Origin of the sequence: Bartonella refiksaydamii (assembly GCF_902652675.1) — a bacterium.
In the GTDB taxonomy this organism is placed as follows: Bacteria; Pseudomonadota; Alphaproteobacteria; order Rhizobiales; family Rhizobiaceae; genus Bartonella; species Bartonella refiksaydamii.
The window spans coordinates 14405-29503 of record NZ_LR736297.1 but is presented as its reverse complement, the minus strand read 5'-3'; the positions used below and the strand labels follow the sequence as shown (position 1 = coordinate 29503).

The 15099-nt window shown below is 39.2% G+C and carries 13 protein-coding genes and 3 pseudogenes; 12 read left to right on the top strand and 4 right to left on the bottom strand.

Annotation, left to right across the window (positions count from 1 at the left end; genetic code table 11):
- Positions 1 to 34: 34 nt before the first annotated feature.
- The 3 genes from GQO39_RS04360 to GQO39_RS04350 all read right to left on the bottom strand — a co-directional run bounded on the left by GQO39_RS04360 (position 35) and on the right by GQO39_RS04350 (position 3420).
- Positions 35 to 1057, bottom strand: a complete 1023-nt coding sequence (locus GQO39_RS04360; protein WP_156851108.1) for a bifunctional riboflavin kinase/FAD synthetase — start codon at positions 1055 to 1057, stop codon at positions 35 to 37.
- Complete coding sequence (locus GQO39_RS04355; protein WP_156851098.1) at positions 1057 to 1902, bottom strand: TIGR01459 family HAD-type hydrolase; 846 nt, start codon at positions 1900 to 1902, stop codon at positions 1057 to 1059. Before GQO39_RS04355 ends, GQO39_RS04360 begins: the two co-directional genes overlap by 1 nt.
- Positions 1903 to 2691: 789 nt before the next feature.
- Positions 2692 to 3420: a nuclease gene (locus tag GQO39_RS04350; protein ID WP_156851097.1), complete on the bottom strand. Its 729-nt coding sequence runs from the start codon at positions 3418 to 3420 to the stop codon at positions 2692 to 2694.
- 180 nt (positions 3421 to 3600) lie between these two features.
- On the opposite strand from GQO39_RS04350, the pseudogene GQO39_RS04345 reads away from it, so the two are divergent.
- The 10 genes and pseudogenes from GQO39_RS04345 to virB11 all read left to right on the top strand — a co-directional run bounded on the left by GQO39_RS04345 (position 3601) and on the right by virB11 (position 12473).
- Positions 3601 to 3952 (top strand): annotated as a pseudogene (locus GQO39_RS04345) (TrbC/VirB2 family type IV secretion system protein).
- A 24-nt stretch (positions 3953 to 3976) separates the two neighbouring features.
- Positions 3977 to 4303, top strand: coding sequence for a VirB3 family type IV secretion system protein (locus tag GQO39_RS04340; protein WP_156851096.1), 327 nt, complete (start codon positions 3977 to 3979; stop codon positions 4301 to 4303).
- Positions 4300 to 6660 (top strand): VirB4 family type IV secretion/conjugal transfer ATPase, encoded by a 2361-nt coding sequence (locus GQO39_RS04335; protein ID WP_156851095.1) that lies wholly within the window; start codon positions 4300 to 4302, stop codon positions 6658 to 6660. Before GQO39_RS04340 ends, GQO39_RS04335 begins: the two co-directional genes overlap by 4 nt.
- The gene (locus tag GQO39_RS04330) at positions 6657 to 7358 is read left to right on the top strand and encodes a TrbJ/VirB5 family protein (protein WP_156851094.1); all 702 of its coding nucleotides are present in this window, start codon (positions 6657 to 6659) and stop codon (positions 7356 to 7358) included. The genes GQO39_RS04335 and GQO39_RS04330 overlap by 4 nt, the downstream gene beginning before the upstream one ends.
- A 64-nt stretch (positions 7359 to 7422) precedes the next feature.
- Positions 7423 to 8355, top strand: a complete 933-nt coding sequence (locus tag GQO39_RS04325; protein WP_156851093.1) for a TrbL/VirB6 family protein — start codon at positions 7423 to 7425, stop codon at positions 8353 to 8355.
- A pseudogene (locus tag GQO39_RS09150) lies at positions 8352 to 8657 on the top strand (type IV secretion protein VblB7). Before GQO39_RS04325 ends, GQO39_RS09150 begins: the two are co-directional and overlap by 4 nt.
- The gene (locus GQO39_RS04315; RefSeq protein ID WP_156851092.1) at positions 8654 to 9325 is read left to right on the top strand and encodes a VirB8 family type IV secretion system protein; all 672 of its coding nucleotides are present in this window, start codon (positions 8654 to 8656) and stop codon (positions 9323 to 9325) included. Before GQO39_RS09150 ends, GQO39_RS04315 begins: the two are co-directional and overlap by 4 nt.
- 2 nt (positions 9326 to 9327) lie before the next feature.
- Positions 9328 to 10173 (top strand): P-type conjugative transfer protein VirB9, encoded by an 846-nt coding sequence (gene virB9, locus GQO39_RS04310; protein ID WP_156851091.1) that lies wholly within the window; start codon positions 9328 to 9330, stop codon positions 10171 to 10173.
- A 28-nt stretch (positions 10174 to 10201) separates the two neighbouring features.
- The gene (gene virB10, locus GQO39_RS04305) at positions 10202 to 11416 is read left to right on the top strand and encodes a type IV secretion system protein VirB10 (RefSeq protein WP_156851090.1); all 1215 of its coding nucleotides are present in this window, start codon (positions 10202 to 10204) and stop codon (positions 11414 to 11416) included.
- Positions 11417 to 11419: 3 nt separating this feature from the next.
- Positions 11420 to 12473, top strand: a pseudogene (gene virB11, locus GQO39_RS04300) (P-type DNA transfer ATPase VirB11).
- Between the two features lie 880 nt (positions 12474 to 13353).
- On the opposite strand, the gene GQO39_RS04295 reads toward virB11, so the two are convergent.
- Complete coding sequence (locus tag GQO39_RS04295; protein ID WP_156851089.1) at positions 13354 to 14097, bottom strand: thermonuclease family protein; 744 nt, start codon at positions 14095 to 14097, stop codon at positions 13354 to 13356.
- A gap of 361 nt (positions 14098 to 14458) precedes the next feature.
- Here GQO39_RS04295 and GQO39_RS04290 point away from each other — a divergent pair, with 361 nt between their 5' ends.
- Together GQO39_RS04290 and GQO39_RS04285 are read left to right on the top strand one after the other, a co-directional pair.
- Positions 14459 to 14785 carry a TrbC/VirB2 family protein gene (locus GQO39_RS04290; protein ID WP_156851088.1) on the top strand — a complete coding sequence of 109 codons (327 nt, stop codon included), beginning with the start codon at positions 14459 to 14461 and terminating at the stop codon, positions 14783 to 14785.
- Positions 14786 to 15097: a VirB3 family type IV secretion system protein gene (locus GQO39_RS04285; RefSeq protein ID WP_040299062.1), complete on the top strand. Its 312-nt coding sequence runs from the start codon at positions 14786 to 14788 to the stop codon at positions 15095 to 15097.
- The last annotated feature ends 2 nt before the right edge of the window (positions 15098 to 15099 follow it).

Below are 15099 nucleotides of genomic sequence, written 5' to 3'. Positions count from 1 at the left end.
ATTATAATCAGTTTAAGTGCTATTATTGCCGCTCTTATATCTTTTTCAGATCAATTGAAGGCATATTTTTAAAAGTAAGCAGTCGATCTAACTGCGACAATGGCTGTACTGCGTCCAAAATTGCTTTTGCTGCTTCTTCATCGCGTTGCATTTGTGCAATCAAAGGCTCAAGACCATCAAATTTTTCTTGCCCTCGTAAAAACTGTAAGAAAGAAACGGTGCAACTTTCTCCATAAAGGTCATCGTTAAAATTAAACAAATAAGTTTCCAGAAGCGGGGCGCCATCTTTAACAACCGTTGGACGACAACCAAAACTTGCAACTCCATCATGCAAAACACCGTTAGCACGACGCAATCGTACTGCATAAACCCCATGCGCCAAACTAGCTTGAGGAGATAATATCTGATTAGCAGTAGGAAACCCTAAAAGGCGGCCGAGTTTTTCGCCTTGGATAACATTTGAGCGAACCCGATAATGATACCCCAATAAATGAGCCGCTGTTCCCACCCGACCTTGTGAAAGAAACTTACGAATGGAACTAGAGGAAATGACCAATGGCTGGAGATTTTGTGTATTAGAGACGCAAGGAACTTGCACAACCTCAAATCCATACTCTTGTCCCCTTTGACAAAGAAGGTGTAGATTTCCACTTCTCTGATGACCAAATTGAAAATTTTCACCTGTTACCACAACGGAAACATCAAAAGTTTGTTTTAAAATCACGTGGATAAATTCATCCGCTGAAAGAGCCGCAAAATGCACATCAAACGGCTGTTCAATCACCCCATTAAACCCGAGAATTTTAAAAATTTCTGCTTTTTCAGCTGCTTCTGTCAAGCGATCAACAGGGACTGAGGAGCAAAAAAAACTCCTTGGATGGGGTTCAAAGGTTAAAACAATAGCTGGCTTATTTTTTATGCGCGCTAAATCAAGTGCTTTTTGGAGCACCGCTTGATGCCCGCAATGAACACCATCAAAGTTTCCAAGTGCCAACACCGCTCCCCGCCAAGCCAAAGGAAGCATATCTGTCCCCTGAAGACGCAAAAAATCAGACATCACTGCAGAGCCCACATTACCGCTTGTGGCTTATAGCCATGACGTTCAAGAAAAGAGTGCAACGCTTGCTTATCCACCACACCATTTTGCATATAATCATAACGATGAATGCCCCCCATGATATAAAGCGCATCAAGTCCAAAATGAGATGCACCTTTGATATCTGTCAAAAGACCGTCACCAATAGCTAAAACTTGACTTTTTTCCACTTTCCCACGAATTTTTTGAAGTTTTTCAAAGGCACACTCATAAATGGGTGCATGAGGTTTTCCGGCAATGCGCACCTCACCTCCCAATTGTTGGTAAAATCGAGCCAATGCACCCGCGCACCAAAACTCTTGATTTCCATAATGTACAGTCACATCGGGATTAGCACAAATAAAAGGCAAATTGCGCGCTCGCATACGAAGGAACATTTCCTCATAAGCAGATGGTTTTTCATCAAGATCTTCAAGAAAACCACTACAAACCACGACAGAGGCTTCCCATTCTTCAACCAGTTCACAATCTAACCCTTCAAACAATATCAAATCACGTTGCGGGCCAATGAAAAAAACTTTACGCGAAGCAGCGCGAATAAGATCGCGCGTCACATCCCCTGAAGTAATAAGTGCATCATAATAATCGCTATGAACATTCATACTTTGTAATTGAACAATGACATCTTCACGTGGTCGAGGTGAATTGGTCAAAAAAATGACATTTTTTCCCATCTGTCGAATTTTGTGCAAAACATTCAATGCGGGTTCAAATGCATGCACACCGTTGTGCACAACACCCCAAACATCGCAAAAAACAGCATCATAATGCGCTATAACAGTATCAATATGGGTAAGTTCATTCATGTTGCACCTGTTTATATCTTTGCCATTTTATAAAACTGTCTTTACTTCAAAATTACTTAATCGAAAGAGTCTTTTTCTGTCATCTGCTTTCCCAACCCTATGTTTCCTCTCCTTAATCGCTTTGCATCACGTATAGAGATCATGAGAAATGATAAAACAAAAAGCTATCGTTAAGGGGTGCAAAATTCTGAAACGCCTCATATCAAAAGTTTACAATTCTACAATGTTCCTTCACCCCATAAAAATTTTAATTTTAAACACTACTGTATTGATACAGTTTCTTACCTGAAATACTCAAGTTCTTATTTTGAAAACACACGAAAATAAATCTTTTAATAAAGACAATTCAAAAGAAAAAGTCTCACTTTTCTGAGAGAAAATTAGCTTAAATGCAAACGAAAAATATACAGAACACACAGTATACGTCATTGTCTATACAATGCATTGGCTTTAAATCTTAACAATCAGCCATTAGATTGTAAGCGCTATTTCTCTTCTCGAATCTTCTGATGAAGAAAAAGAAAATGGGAAAACCACTAAAAGAAGAAGCTGGAGTATCAACCGCAAACTTTGCAGTTATTATGACTTTTAGCAGCACATATCTCGATTAATTGATTGACATACTCTTATTGCATCTCATACCACCTGATATTAAGCTTACACTTTGATTAATGTTACACAAGAAAGCACACTATCACTACAGAGTTTGTGTAAAGCAAAGCTAAAAAGCTAGAAAACTGTTTAACTACATTGATGCTTTACTTACTTTTTCAGTTTTTATAAAATTTTTTAAGGATCAATGGGATTATAACTGCCATTATCTCTTCTCCATTCTTCTGGTTGTTCAAATTCGCTAGACCACAATCCCATTTGTGCTTTTTGCGCTGCAAATTGTAAATTTTTGTAATCTGCTGGTGAAGGAAAATGATGCTGATCTTTTGTCAAAACCATTACACCCTCTGCAAGCCCCGCGCGCGCCAGATCAACCCCATCAACAAAACACTGAGCATAATGGACTTGTTTTATCACACGCGCTTGCCGACAAGTAACATTTTTATCGATTGTTTTTGTCACAAGCCATGCCGTAACAAAAGCACCGCATGGCCACTTGATTCCATTTCGTGAAGCAAATTGCCGTGTTTCACAGGTTTCAACACCATATAATCGGATATTGCGAATAATTCTTTTTCTCCACCCCTCATCTATGGGCGTGATCATTTTAAAAGTGACACCGCTTGTCACCTGTATAGCACCTGAATAAACTGGCACGTTTTCTTCATAAAATTGCGTAGATAATGATTCTGAATGCGAAGGCACTTCACCTTGGTTAGCTTGATCCGTCAATTTTAAATCCAGTTCTTGAAACTGTTTTTCCACTGTCTTTTTTACTTTTTGCACAAAAGAATTTTGGATAAAATTTTCAGAATTTTGACTAAAATAAAAAATACAAGCAATAATAATATAAATGAAAATCAAATATTTAAATGATGATCGAAGAGATTTTTTAAAAAGTATCATTTTGAATATTATAAATATTTTTGTTTATTTCACTAATATAAATAAAATACTATAAATTAAACAGTACTGCTTGTTATTTTTTTGAGTTATGTACCATCTTTATCTTCTATTTATTTATTTCATAAATAAATAGAAGATATCGGGAAGTATTTTTATTTGATTAAACGCGGGGACATTTCCATGCTAAAAATAAACAATCAATTTAACAACAGTCGTACTTTACAAAAATTAACCTTTTCAACTACACAAAAGAAATGGTTAACAACAATACTTATGTTATTCATTGCCTTCATAACACTTAGTGAGCCAGCATTTGCAGCAGGTGACTTCGGAAAAATTGAAGGGGCTCTTAAATAAATTAATCAGCGCTTTAACAGGCCCCATTGCAAAATCAATTGCAACTATTGCTGTTGCTGGTATTGAGCTTGCGTGGATTGCTGGTTGTGTCGAAATGCGCAAAGCTTTCTTCGTTTGTGTTGGCATCGGCATTGTTATGGGTGCATCGCAAATTGTTACAATGCTTTCTAATTGATTTGACTCCAGCATTTTAAAAGTCATGAAAGAGCATGATAGGCTGAAGGAAGATACGTTGTTTCTCGCTTGTACACGCCCTGCAATGATTGCGGGAGTGACAGTGGAAGCTATGGGGTTAAATGCGATGGGAACGCTGATATTGTTTATTATGACAGGCAATATTTTTCTCATAACCTTTGGTGTTATTGGGCATTTCATATTCAAGGAAATCCTAAAGCATGACCATAACAAATTCCGTATTCTTCTGACATGGCAAAAAACATATATTTTTGCCCGCAATTCTAGTTTATGGGGTGGGGGCAGTCTTTCTCCATTACGATTAATTCGTAATTATGAGGAATTGAAATGAAAACACTAGAGCGCAAGCGTGAGAAGCAGCCGGAATCTATTATTCCCTATGTGCGCCATGTCAACAAACATGTCATCGCACTGGATTCCCGCGCGCTCATGATGGTTATCAAACTTGAAGGTATTAACTTTGAGACAGCGGATATTATTGATCTGAATGTTCTTCACGAACAGCTCAACAATCTGTTTAAAAACATTGCGGATGAACGGATAGCGCTTTATAGCCATATTATCAGAAAGCGTGAAACTGTTTATCCGGATGGGACTTTTAGGTCAGAATTTGCCAAGCAGTTGGATGACAAATACCGTGAACGGATGGTTTCACAGGAGCTTTATCGCAATGATCTTTATCTTTCCATCTTGTGGAATCCCCATGTTGATCAAACGGATAAATTGGTTGATTTTTTTAAGCGTCTGGGAAAAGCTAAGGAAACAAAAACAGAAGTTGATGCAGAGTCCATTCGCAAGCTTGAAGATATCACCACAGACATTATTCAAAATTTAGAGCGCTATGGTGCAAAAAGGCTTGGACTTTATGAACATGAAGGCAATATTTTTTCGCAACAAAGTGAATTTATTCACCAATTGGTGGGAGGGCGTCGTGAACGTGTTCCTCTCACTTGGGGCACGATAGCATCTTCTGTTTATTCAGACCGTCTTATTTTCGGGAAAGAAATCATAGAAATACGCTATGAGTCGGGACGGCGGTTTGCTGGAATGTTTGGCTGGAAAGAATATCCAGCAAAAACCAAAACAGGCATGACAGATGGTCTGCTCACCCTCCCCTTTGAATTTATTTTCACGCAATCTTTTATTTTCAAAAGTAAAAACATTGCCAAGCAGATTATGGGGCGCAAACAAAACCAAATGGTCAATGCTGGAGACCGTGCAGGCTCACAAATTATGGAACTGGATGATGCGCTCGATGATCTTGAATCCAATCGTTTTGTTTTAGGTGAACATCACTTATCATTGGCGGTCTTTGCCGATACGCCGCAAGAGCTTGCTGATAATCTTGCCAAAGCCCGTTCTCGTCTTACAAATGGTGGTGCAGTTATTGCACGGGAAGATCTAGGTCTTGCCGCTGCTTGGTGGGCACAGCTGCCTGGAAATTATGCTTATCGCATACGCTCTGATGCCATTACAAGCCGCAACTACGCAGCCCTTTTTCCTTTTCGTTCTTTTCCGGTTGGGAAAATAGATGGCAATGTGTGGGGACCAGCGGTAGCCTTGATGAAAACCTCTGCCGGCTCACCCTTTTATTTTAACTTTCACTTTGGTGATTTAGGCAATACTTTTGTTTGTGGACCGTCGGGTTCTGGAAAAACGGTTATTGTCAATTTTCTCTTAGCACAACTTCAAAAACATGATCCCAATATGGTCTTTTTTGACAAAGATCGGGGGGCAGAACTTTTTGTCAGAGCGGGCGGTGGCACCTATATGCCGCTAAAGAATGGTAAGCCGACAGGGATAGCACCGCTAAAAGGCTTAGACTATAACAATCCAGCAGATAGAGTGTTTTTATGGCAATGGATTACCAAACTTGTTTCTGCTGAAGGACAAAAAATTAGTGAATCAGAAAGGCAAGATATTGCTGCGGCAGTTGACCAACTTGCCTTATTACCCAAGGAACAACGGACAATTTCTGCCTTGCAAATGTTTTTTGATACCACCCATAGAGAAGGCATCTCTGGGCGTTTAGAGAGATGGTGTAAAGGCAATGCTTTGGGGTGGGTTTTTGACAATCCTGATGATGATATTGGCATTGATGCAAAATTTATCGGTTATGATATGACGGACTTTTTGGACAATGACGAAATTCGTCCCCCCTTAATGATGTATCTCTTTCATAGAATTCTTTCTCTCATTGACGGGCGTCGCATTATCATTGTCATTGATGAATTCTGGAAAGCCTTAGAAGACGATTCCTTTAAAGCCTTTGCACAAGATAGGCTGAAAACAATTCGTAAACAAAATGGTTTGATGCTCTTTGCTACGCAAAGCCCCAAAGATGCGATCAACTCGACAATTGCCCACACCATTATAGAACAATGCCCAACACAGATTTATTTTCCCAATCAAAAGGGCAATCATGGGGATTATGTAGAGGGTTTTAAATTATCAGACAGAGAATTTAACCTGATACAAACAGAATTAAGCCGAGAGTCACGGCGTTTTCTTGTCAAACAAGGTCAAAGTTCTGTTGTAGCAGAACTGAACCTACGTGGTTTTGATGATGAAATAGCCATTTTAAGCGGCACCACCAAGAATATTGAACTTTTAGAGACCATTATGGATGAAGTTGGTGAATCTCCAGAAAAATGGCTTCCTCTTTTTCAAGAAAGGTCAAAACAATGAAAAAACTTTTATTGGCAACAGCCCTTTGCGCAATTTCTTTTGGCTTAACAACAAATACCTTCGCCATTGTGGTATTTGATCCTACAGCTGCTGCAAAATTGACCCAGCAATATCAACAAGCATTAAAACAATTCCAACAAGGTGCAGAGCAACTCAATCAATTAAAAGGTCAGCTTGATCAAATAAAGAATCTTTATAACTCTTTAAATGTCAAGCCTGACATCTCAGGATTGAAAGAAATGTTTAACAAGCAAGGGAGCAATGGCGCCCTCCCCTCTGATTTTAACCATTTTCAACAATCGATGGGTGGTGGCGGCGGTGGCGGCAGCAAAAACACGCAAAAATGGCGAGAAGAGCTCGTATACAAAGAGCCCTCAGGCGGAGCAGGTTCAAAAGCTGCCGTTGATGCTTTTTACGAACAGGAAGTCAAAAAAGCAGAACAGCGCATAGTAGGACAAGCGGCAAAAGGCCAAAACGTTTACGAAGAAGCGAGTGAAACACAAAAAAACATTAACAAGCTCATTGAAAAACTTGGAAGTACTGAAGATGCTGGTGAAATTCAAGGCATTCAAGCACAATTAGCAGCGGTACAAGCAGACCTTCAAACAAAAATACTACAATTACAAGCCGCCGCGATGATCCAACAAGCAGAAGACAAAGCTAAAGAACAATCTGAAAAGAAAGAGGACAGTAATTAAATTGTTAAAAATTTGACTTCGTATGGAACACGAAACCCATATGATAAGGAGCGGAGGAGAGACAATGGCAGCGTATGATATATTTACCAAGATAGACACAGGATTGATGGATCCCCTTACAAGGATAATGGATGACACAATTACAAACCTCTCATCGGCTTTAGCTGCTCCGCTTAAAGCATCTTGTACAATTTACATTATATTTATGGGTTACAATATCATTTATGGGCGTTCTTCCATGCCCTTATGGGAATTTATAGCGATAACTTTCAAACTTGGCATCATTGTTGCACTCGCCACAAACTCCGCCCACTATAATACTTGGGTTAAAGATATATTTTTCAATGATCTGCCGAATGCTATTTCAAATATCACACAAGGAGCACACTCAGATAAAAATGTATGGGATAATTTGTTGCAAAGTGCTGCTGGACATGTTTTTGACGCAGCAAACAAAGAACATGCATTTACATTTGCTGTCTATTGGCTTGCTGGCCTTATCTGCTTAGTAATTTCTGCTTTCTTTTGTGCTGTTGTTTTTTTTGTCTCAATATTTGCTAAAATTGGTTTATTTCTCGTTATACCAGTGGGTCCCCTCTTTATAAGCCTTTATATGTTTTCATCAACAAGGCGTTTCACAGAAGCATGGTTAAATCAAACAGCAAACTTCATCATTTTGCAGGTATCAGTAGTCATACTTGGTGGTCTATATGTTAATCTTTCAACGACCATCCTTTCAAAAAGCGTTCTTGATATGATAATTGCCTTAGTCCAATTCTTCTCTATTGCCAGTTGCGGCATTTTGGTTTTCCTCAAACTACCTGAAATAGCATCGGCTTTAGCTTCTGGTGGAGCTTCCCTCACAGGCTCAACCAAAGTAGGTGTTGATGCAGTCAAAGCTCCTTTCAAAGCATATCAAAAGGCAAAACAGCGTGCGGAAGAGCGTAGAGAAAAGATGGAACAGAAAGCTCTAGCAATATTATCTCTACTAAAATGAAAGGAAATAGGAGAGTGTTAAAAAAAATTGGGATAATTTTATCGCTTATCCTCTTGAGTGGTTGTATGTCTTCACCAAACACCTTGAAGTCATTACCAAAATGCAATGGATATTCTAAGCGACCATTAAACAAATCAATGTAGAATTGGGAAGGGAAAACGCCCTCTCCCACTCCCATCATTATCAGTAACAATAAAGACATAAAAGCATCAGTCAAAGAAGGAAAATTCGAAACGCTTCTCGCGCAAAAATTAACTGATGAAGAAATGAAATCCTACAAAGATTGCGGGCAAAAAGCATGAAAGAAAAAGACGTAGAACAATACATCGCTGAAGCGCGTCTGTTTGATCAAGACCGCATGATAGCCTCACGCCGCATCACCCGCGCTTCTCTGGTCATCGCTGGCACAGCCGTCACAGAGGCTATCCTCTCATCCTTAGCTGTCATAACGCTCACCCCGCTTAAAACCGTTGAACCTTTTGTCATCCGCGCTGACAATTCAACAGGCATTGTCGAAGTTGTCGAAGCCTTAAAAGAAGGTCCGACAAATGTCGACGAAGCAATCACCCACTACTTTGCCGCGAAATACGTCCGCTCCCGTGAAGGCTTTGAAGCCGAAGAAATACAAAATAATTTCCAAACTGCCTCTCTTCTCTCCTCTTCTGAAGAGCAAGAGAGATTTGCAAGCTGGTATGGAGCGCGAAATCCGCAAAGCCCACAAATTTTATACAAAAACGCCACTGTTACGGTCACGATAAAATCAATCTCCTTTATCAATCAAGATGTAGCACAGGTACGTTACTACAGAACCGTTCGTGACAACGATAATAACAAAGAATTTATCACACACTGGGTCTCAACACTTACCTTTGAATATATCAACGCCCCCATCTCTGTACAAAATCGTTTGGTAAATCCTCTTTGGTTTATTGTTAGTGAGTATAGAACAGATCCAGAAGTGGTCAACTGATCATGAGAAAAATTTTTCTTTTTCTGAGTGCTATCGCCTTTTCTTCAGCGCCTTTGAGTTATGCGAGTGTTTTTCCCACCCGCGCTCCCAGTGATAGCCGCACTCGCTTTGTCAATTATGATGCTTATAATGTCACAAAAATTATTGGCTCAATACGTTCATCAGTACAAATAGAATTTTCTGCCAATGAAGAAATTGCCCGCGTTGCCATTGGAAACAGCGTAGCATGGGAAGTTGCTCCTGCGGGCAATATTCTTTTCCTCAAAGCACGAGAAGTTCAACCTGTTACCAATCTCCAAATTGTCACCACGCGCCGTGATGGCTCAAAGCGCTCTTATCAATTCGAACTAACAGTGAAAGATGGAGACATCTCAACGGGACAAGAAACATATTTCCTTGTGAAATTTCGCTATCCACAAGACGAAGCAGAACAAAGAAGGCTTGAAGCACTCCTAAGGCAAACAAAAAAACAAGCACAACGTATTGATGGTGTCTTTGATACTTATGAAACCTACGGACCACGCAATTGGGCTTATACCGCTCAAGATTCTGTAACTCTTGAACCATCATCCGTGTATGACAATGGAAAAACAGCAACATTTACTTTTCCTAATAATCAAGAAATTCCAGCCATTTACATTGTAAGCAGTGACGGTACAGAATCGCTGGTTCCGAAAACCACAAAGGGCAATATGGTCATTGTCCATGCCATTAGCTCGAAATTCACTCTAAGACATGGAAGAAATGTTTTATGCATTTTCAATGAAGCCTATCAACAACAAGGCATAAATCCAAACACGGGAACAACCTCACCATCTGTTGAGCGCAAAATCGCATCAGATCTTTAAATAAGCGGGAATGAAGGGGGATTCACATATGAGTGATAAAACAGTTACAGAAGACCGCGGTGCTATTGGAGATGGCAGCAATAACGTAGCAAAAACACTTGGAACAAAAATATTTGTCATTATCGCCTGTATAGGATTTTGCGCTTATGTACTCTGGAATATCCTCGCAACCCCTACAACAACAAAAGAAACGGCAAAACCTCATAAAAAACAAACAAAAAGCTTTAACAACTCACTCGCACCTTTAGAATTAGCACCCTCTAACCCTCACGCAAAAATTGGTAAAATTCTTTTACCGCCACCACCCCCTATCGTAGAAGCTCCTAAAAATGATCCCTTACTTGATGCTGCAAGACGTGCACCAGTTTTAGCTTTTGCTAAAGACTCTCAATCTCAGCTAAAAGACCTCGTAAACAATGGTTTTACTAACGCACTTGACAAATTTAATGCACTTGAAAATCTTGCCAATACGCAAAATTTTCCTGCTCTTCAAAACACACAAAACTTTACTGCTCTTTTAAAACCCACAAAAACAGAAGAGACAAAAGCAAGTTTCATAGGCAATAGAAACTTTATCATCGCCATGGGAACATCTATCCCCTGCACATTAGAAACAGCATTAAACAGTGATCAACCTGGCTTTGCAAGTTGCGTGATTAACCGTGATATCCTCTCAGACAATGGGCGCGTTGTTTTACTTGATAAGGGAACACAAGTTGTTGGTGAATACCGAGGAGGTATAAAACAAGGACAATCCCGCCTCTTTGTCCTTTGGACAAGAGCAAAAACACCAAACGGTGTCATCATTCCCCTTGCCTCACCAGCAACCGATAGTTTAGGCAGAGACGGTTTTGATGGCAACATCAACACACATTGGTGGAAACGCTTTGGCTCTTCCCTTTTACTCACCGTTATTGACGGCGCCACAACAGCTCTAACAAATAAAATGAAAGGCAACTCCAACGCAGGCGGCAACAACTCTGGAGGCGGAGGTTTCGGGGGTGGAGATCTTGGCGAAGCAAACAACATAGGAAAAGATACCGCCAGTATTGCCCTTGAAAATCAAATCAACATTCCTCCTACCTTAGAAAAATTTCAAGGGGAACTCGTCAATATTTTTGTAGCAAGAGATTTGGATTTTTCATCCGTCTACAAACTCGCAGTCAAAGAAAGAAGAAACAAAATTTTCCCACGCTCTATCCAAAGAAATTTCTTTCACCACTCTCAAATTCGGCAAAAATAAATTATGACAACAACAAAAAATTCAGAACGAGCCTCCATCGTCTTAACGAAATTAAAAATATTAGATAAATATCTCAATGACGACAATTTATTTGAAATTGTTATCAATCGCCCTAACGAAGTTATCGTTGAAGGTCCCACGGGTTAGCAAACCCATATCCTTAAAGAATTAACATATGGTGAGTTAGAAGGAATTGCAAAAGTTGTCGCGGCTTATACAACACAGAAGATTAGCATAGAAAATCCAGTCCTCTCCGCAACACTGCCCAATAATGAACGCATACAAATTGTTATGCCTCCAGCAGTCGCACCAAATACGATCAGTATGACAATTCGTAAACCTTCATCACGCACCTTTTCTCTTGAAAGTTTACACAAAAACAATCTATTTTCTGTCACCCAAAACACCAGTTTCACACCCACAAAACAAATGACTGAACGGTTATCTGAACTCTCTGATACCGATAAAGAGCTAACAGATTTGTTTATGGCCAAAGACTTTTGCACCTTTTTAGAAAGAGCTGTTATTACACAACAAAATATTTTAGTATCGGGAAAAACCGGTTCGGGTAAAACAACACTCTCTAAAGCTTTAATTGCAAAAATCCCAGAATATGAACGGATTCTCACCATCGAAGACACACCTGAGCTTGTTGCTCCCCATTCAAACAAAGTGCAACTCTTTTACTCAAAAGATAATCAAGGACTAGCAAAAGTAGGCGCAAAAGAACTGCTTGAATCTAGCTTACGCATGCGCCCCGATAGAATACTTTTGCAAGAATTGCGTGATGGTCCAGCCTTTTACTTATATCCGCAATGTTAATTCTGGTCACCCCGGCTCCATTACCACCGTCCACGCCTCAACAGCACTTGCAGCCTTTGAACAAATGACTCTACTTGTAAAAGAAAGTGACGGTGGTGGCAATTTAGCACGAGACGATATTCGTGGCTTATTAATTTCGATGATTGATGTCATCATTCAATGTAAACGTCTTGAAGGAAAGTTCCGTGTCACAGAAATTTACTACGACCCCTTTAAGCGCCGTGATGCTTTTTAAAGCAAATAATCCAACAAATCCACATACATCTCTGTTCTATAAAAATGGATATGTGCACCACTAACATAAATTAACAGCAGTCCGATTCTGTAGGAAGATCACAGTATAGCTTCCAATTTCCCTATAATACACACTTGGTTTAATACAGACGATAATTTCTTTTTATTGATCAATAAGTTACAGAATCGCCATTAATTTCTGCATATTCCTAACCGCCGCTTTTAAAGCCCTTTTTAGACTCACAAGAAGTACTAACTGAATGCACAATGAAATATCTAGCTGCTTAAACAAATCCTCTACATCTTTTGCATAAAAAATATCTTCACCCTTGTAAGCTTTCTTAAAAGTTTCAAAGATCTTTGCATGAAAGACATAGATATCAAACAGCAGCCCTTTTCATGAACAATTTCAGTTAAAACAATTCGTATGCAATCAAACACCACAAACCTAGAGATGCTCATATTTCAGTTGTCCTGATAGGATATCTAAAATAATTTCCAGAAAACTTTACCCCTTTCAAATGATCAAAATCAATCAATTCAACTTCATTATATTTGATATTTCCCAGCTTTTTGCTACCCACTGATAATATTCTGAAATATATTGTTCTTGGAATGTCCATTGAACCATACCTTCAAGCTATTATTCTATAAAATAATAATATATATTTCTTCCAAGCATAAACGATGAAAAATCTTTTACCACCGACAATTACACCCCTTTTACAAGACATATCGGTAAAAATAATGCCAATCAGTCCCTCTATACACAATATACATAAAGATTCTCGTAGCTTATTTTATTTTCCCTATGATACATTTCAATTCGCTTTGCAAAATTCTCGAGATAAATAGCAAGTAACTATGTCAGTCAAAGCCAATTACGAAGGTGCAAAAGGATTATAAGATCCATTATCCCTTCGCCATTGTGAAGGTTCAGTGAAACCGCTTGACCAAAGACCAATTTTATTGCTGCGTGCTGTTTTTTCAGCATGACGATACTGTACTGGAATAGGGTTTTTACTCTCTTTTGAAAGCACTAACATACCCTCTGCAAGACCTGCTTCAGCTAAATCAACCCCTTGAACAAAACATTGAGCATAATAAACACCCTTATGCGTAAGAGTCTGCTTACAGGATAAATTTTGACCCAGTGTTTTGGTGACAAGCCAAGCTGTCGCAACAGCACCACAGGGCCATTCTTGATCGTTTAATTTCGCTTTTTGACGCGGTGCACAAGTATCCACACCATATAAATGAATATCACGGACAATATGTTTACGCCAAGATTGCGCAACAGGAGTAACCAATTTAAATGTAACACCACTAGTAACCGACGCCATACCTTGAAAAACAGCAGCATCACTTAGTGAAACATTCTTCTGTAAATGAAAAACTGGATCAGATTTTGCTAAATGCTGTTCAGTGATAGGTTGCGTTAACTTTCCCTCTTCTAAATGCATATCAACAATGTCTTGAATATCTCGCATTGTAAACGTCTTGAGAACACCCAAATCTATTTTATCTTTATATTGGCTCACTCCCCACACAATAGACCCCATAATGTAAACAATAACGATAAATTTAAATCGCACTCGTTTCATACATTCTCTCAAAAAGTTCATTGTTTCTCTACCATTTTTTACATTTTTACCAACAACTCTCCTTGCTCTTGAAAGGAAAACTCTCCGCAGGATGAGTTGAGCATTAAGTACATTTTGTAAAGAAAAATATTATTTCTTTACGGTGGTGGATATTGTCATCTCAGGAAAGAGATACAACTTAAAATTGCCATTTTTATGTGGCACAATTTTAAAACGAAATTCTTCTGTCTCTTGAGAAGAACATTTTGAAAGCAAGACCACTATCAAAGCTTTTAGAACACAATTGAGGGATGATTAAGGCTGTAAGATTAAAGCAAGGGCGTTCTTTGGTTGTTTAGAGACAAGAAGATGTCAAAAGACAATTCTTTTTTAGAGAGGTAAAATGACAAACACTGTATCGAAGAACATCATGTTTATCGTTATTATGCTGCTTTTAACTGCACTCGTTGTATCAAATCCTTCTTACGCTGCTTCTACTGTGGGTGCTAATGGGCTGGGAAATATTGATGCTGTTTTAAAGAATATTGTTGATATGATGACAGGGACAACGGCAAGGCTCATTGCGATTATATGTGTTGCTGCCGTGGGTATTGGCTGGATGTATGGCTTTATTGATTTACGCAAGGCAGCTTACTGCATTATTGGCATTGGTATTGTTTTTGGGGCTCCCGCTCTCGTTGGGAAATTAGTGAGTAGTAGTACAACATAAATGAACGAAGATCCTCTTTTCCTTGCTTGTACAAGGCCGGCTATGTTTGCCGGTGTCACAATGGAAGCGATGGCGCTTAATATTATGGCAACAACCATTCTCTTTGTTGTGACAAGCGGTTTTACAATGATTGGTCTTGGTGTTGGTATGCACTTTGTTTTGCGTGAAGTAACAAAATACGACCACAACCAATTCCGCGTATTATTTGCTTGGCTTAACACCCGAGGAAAACAAAAAAATCTTAGCAGATGGGGAGGTGCATCTGTGTCCCCATTGCGTCTTATCCGTACTTATAAGGAGCTAAGCAAGTGAAT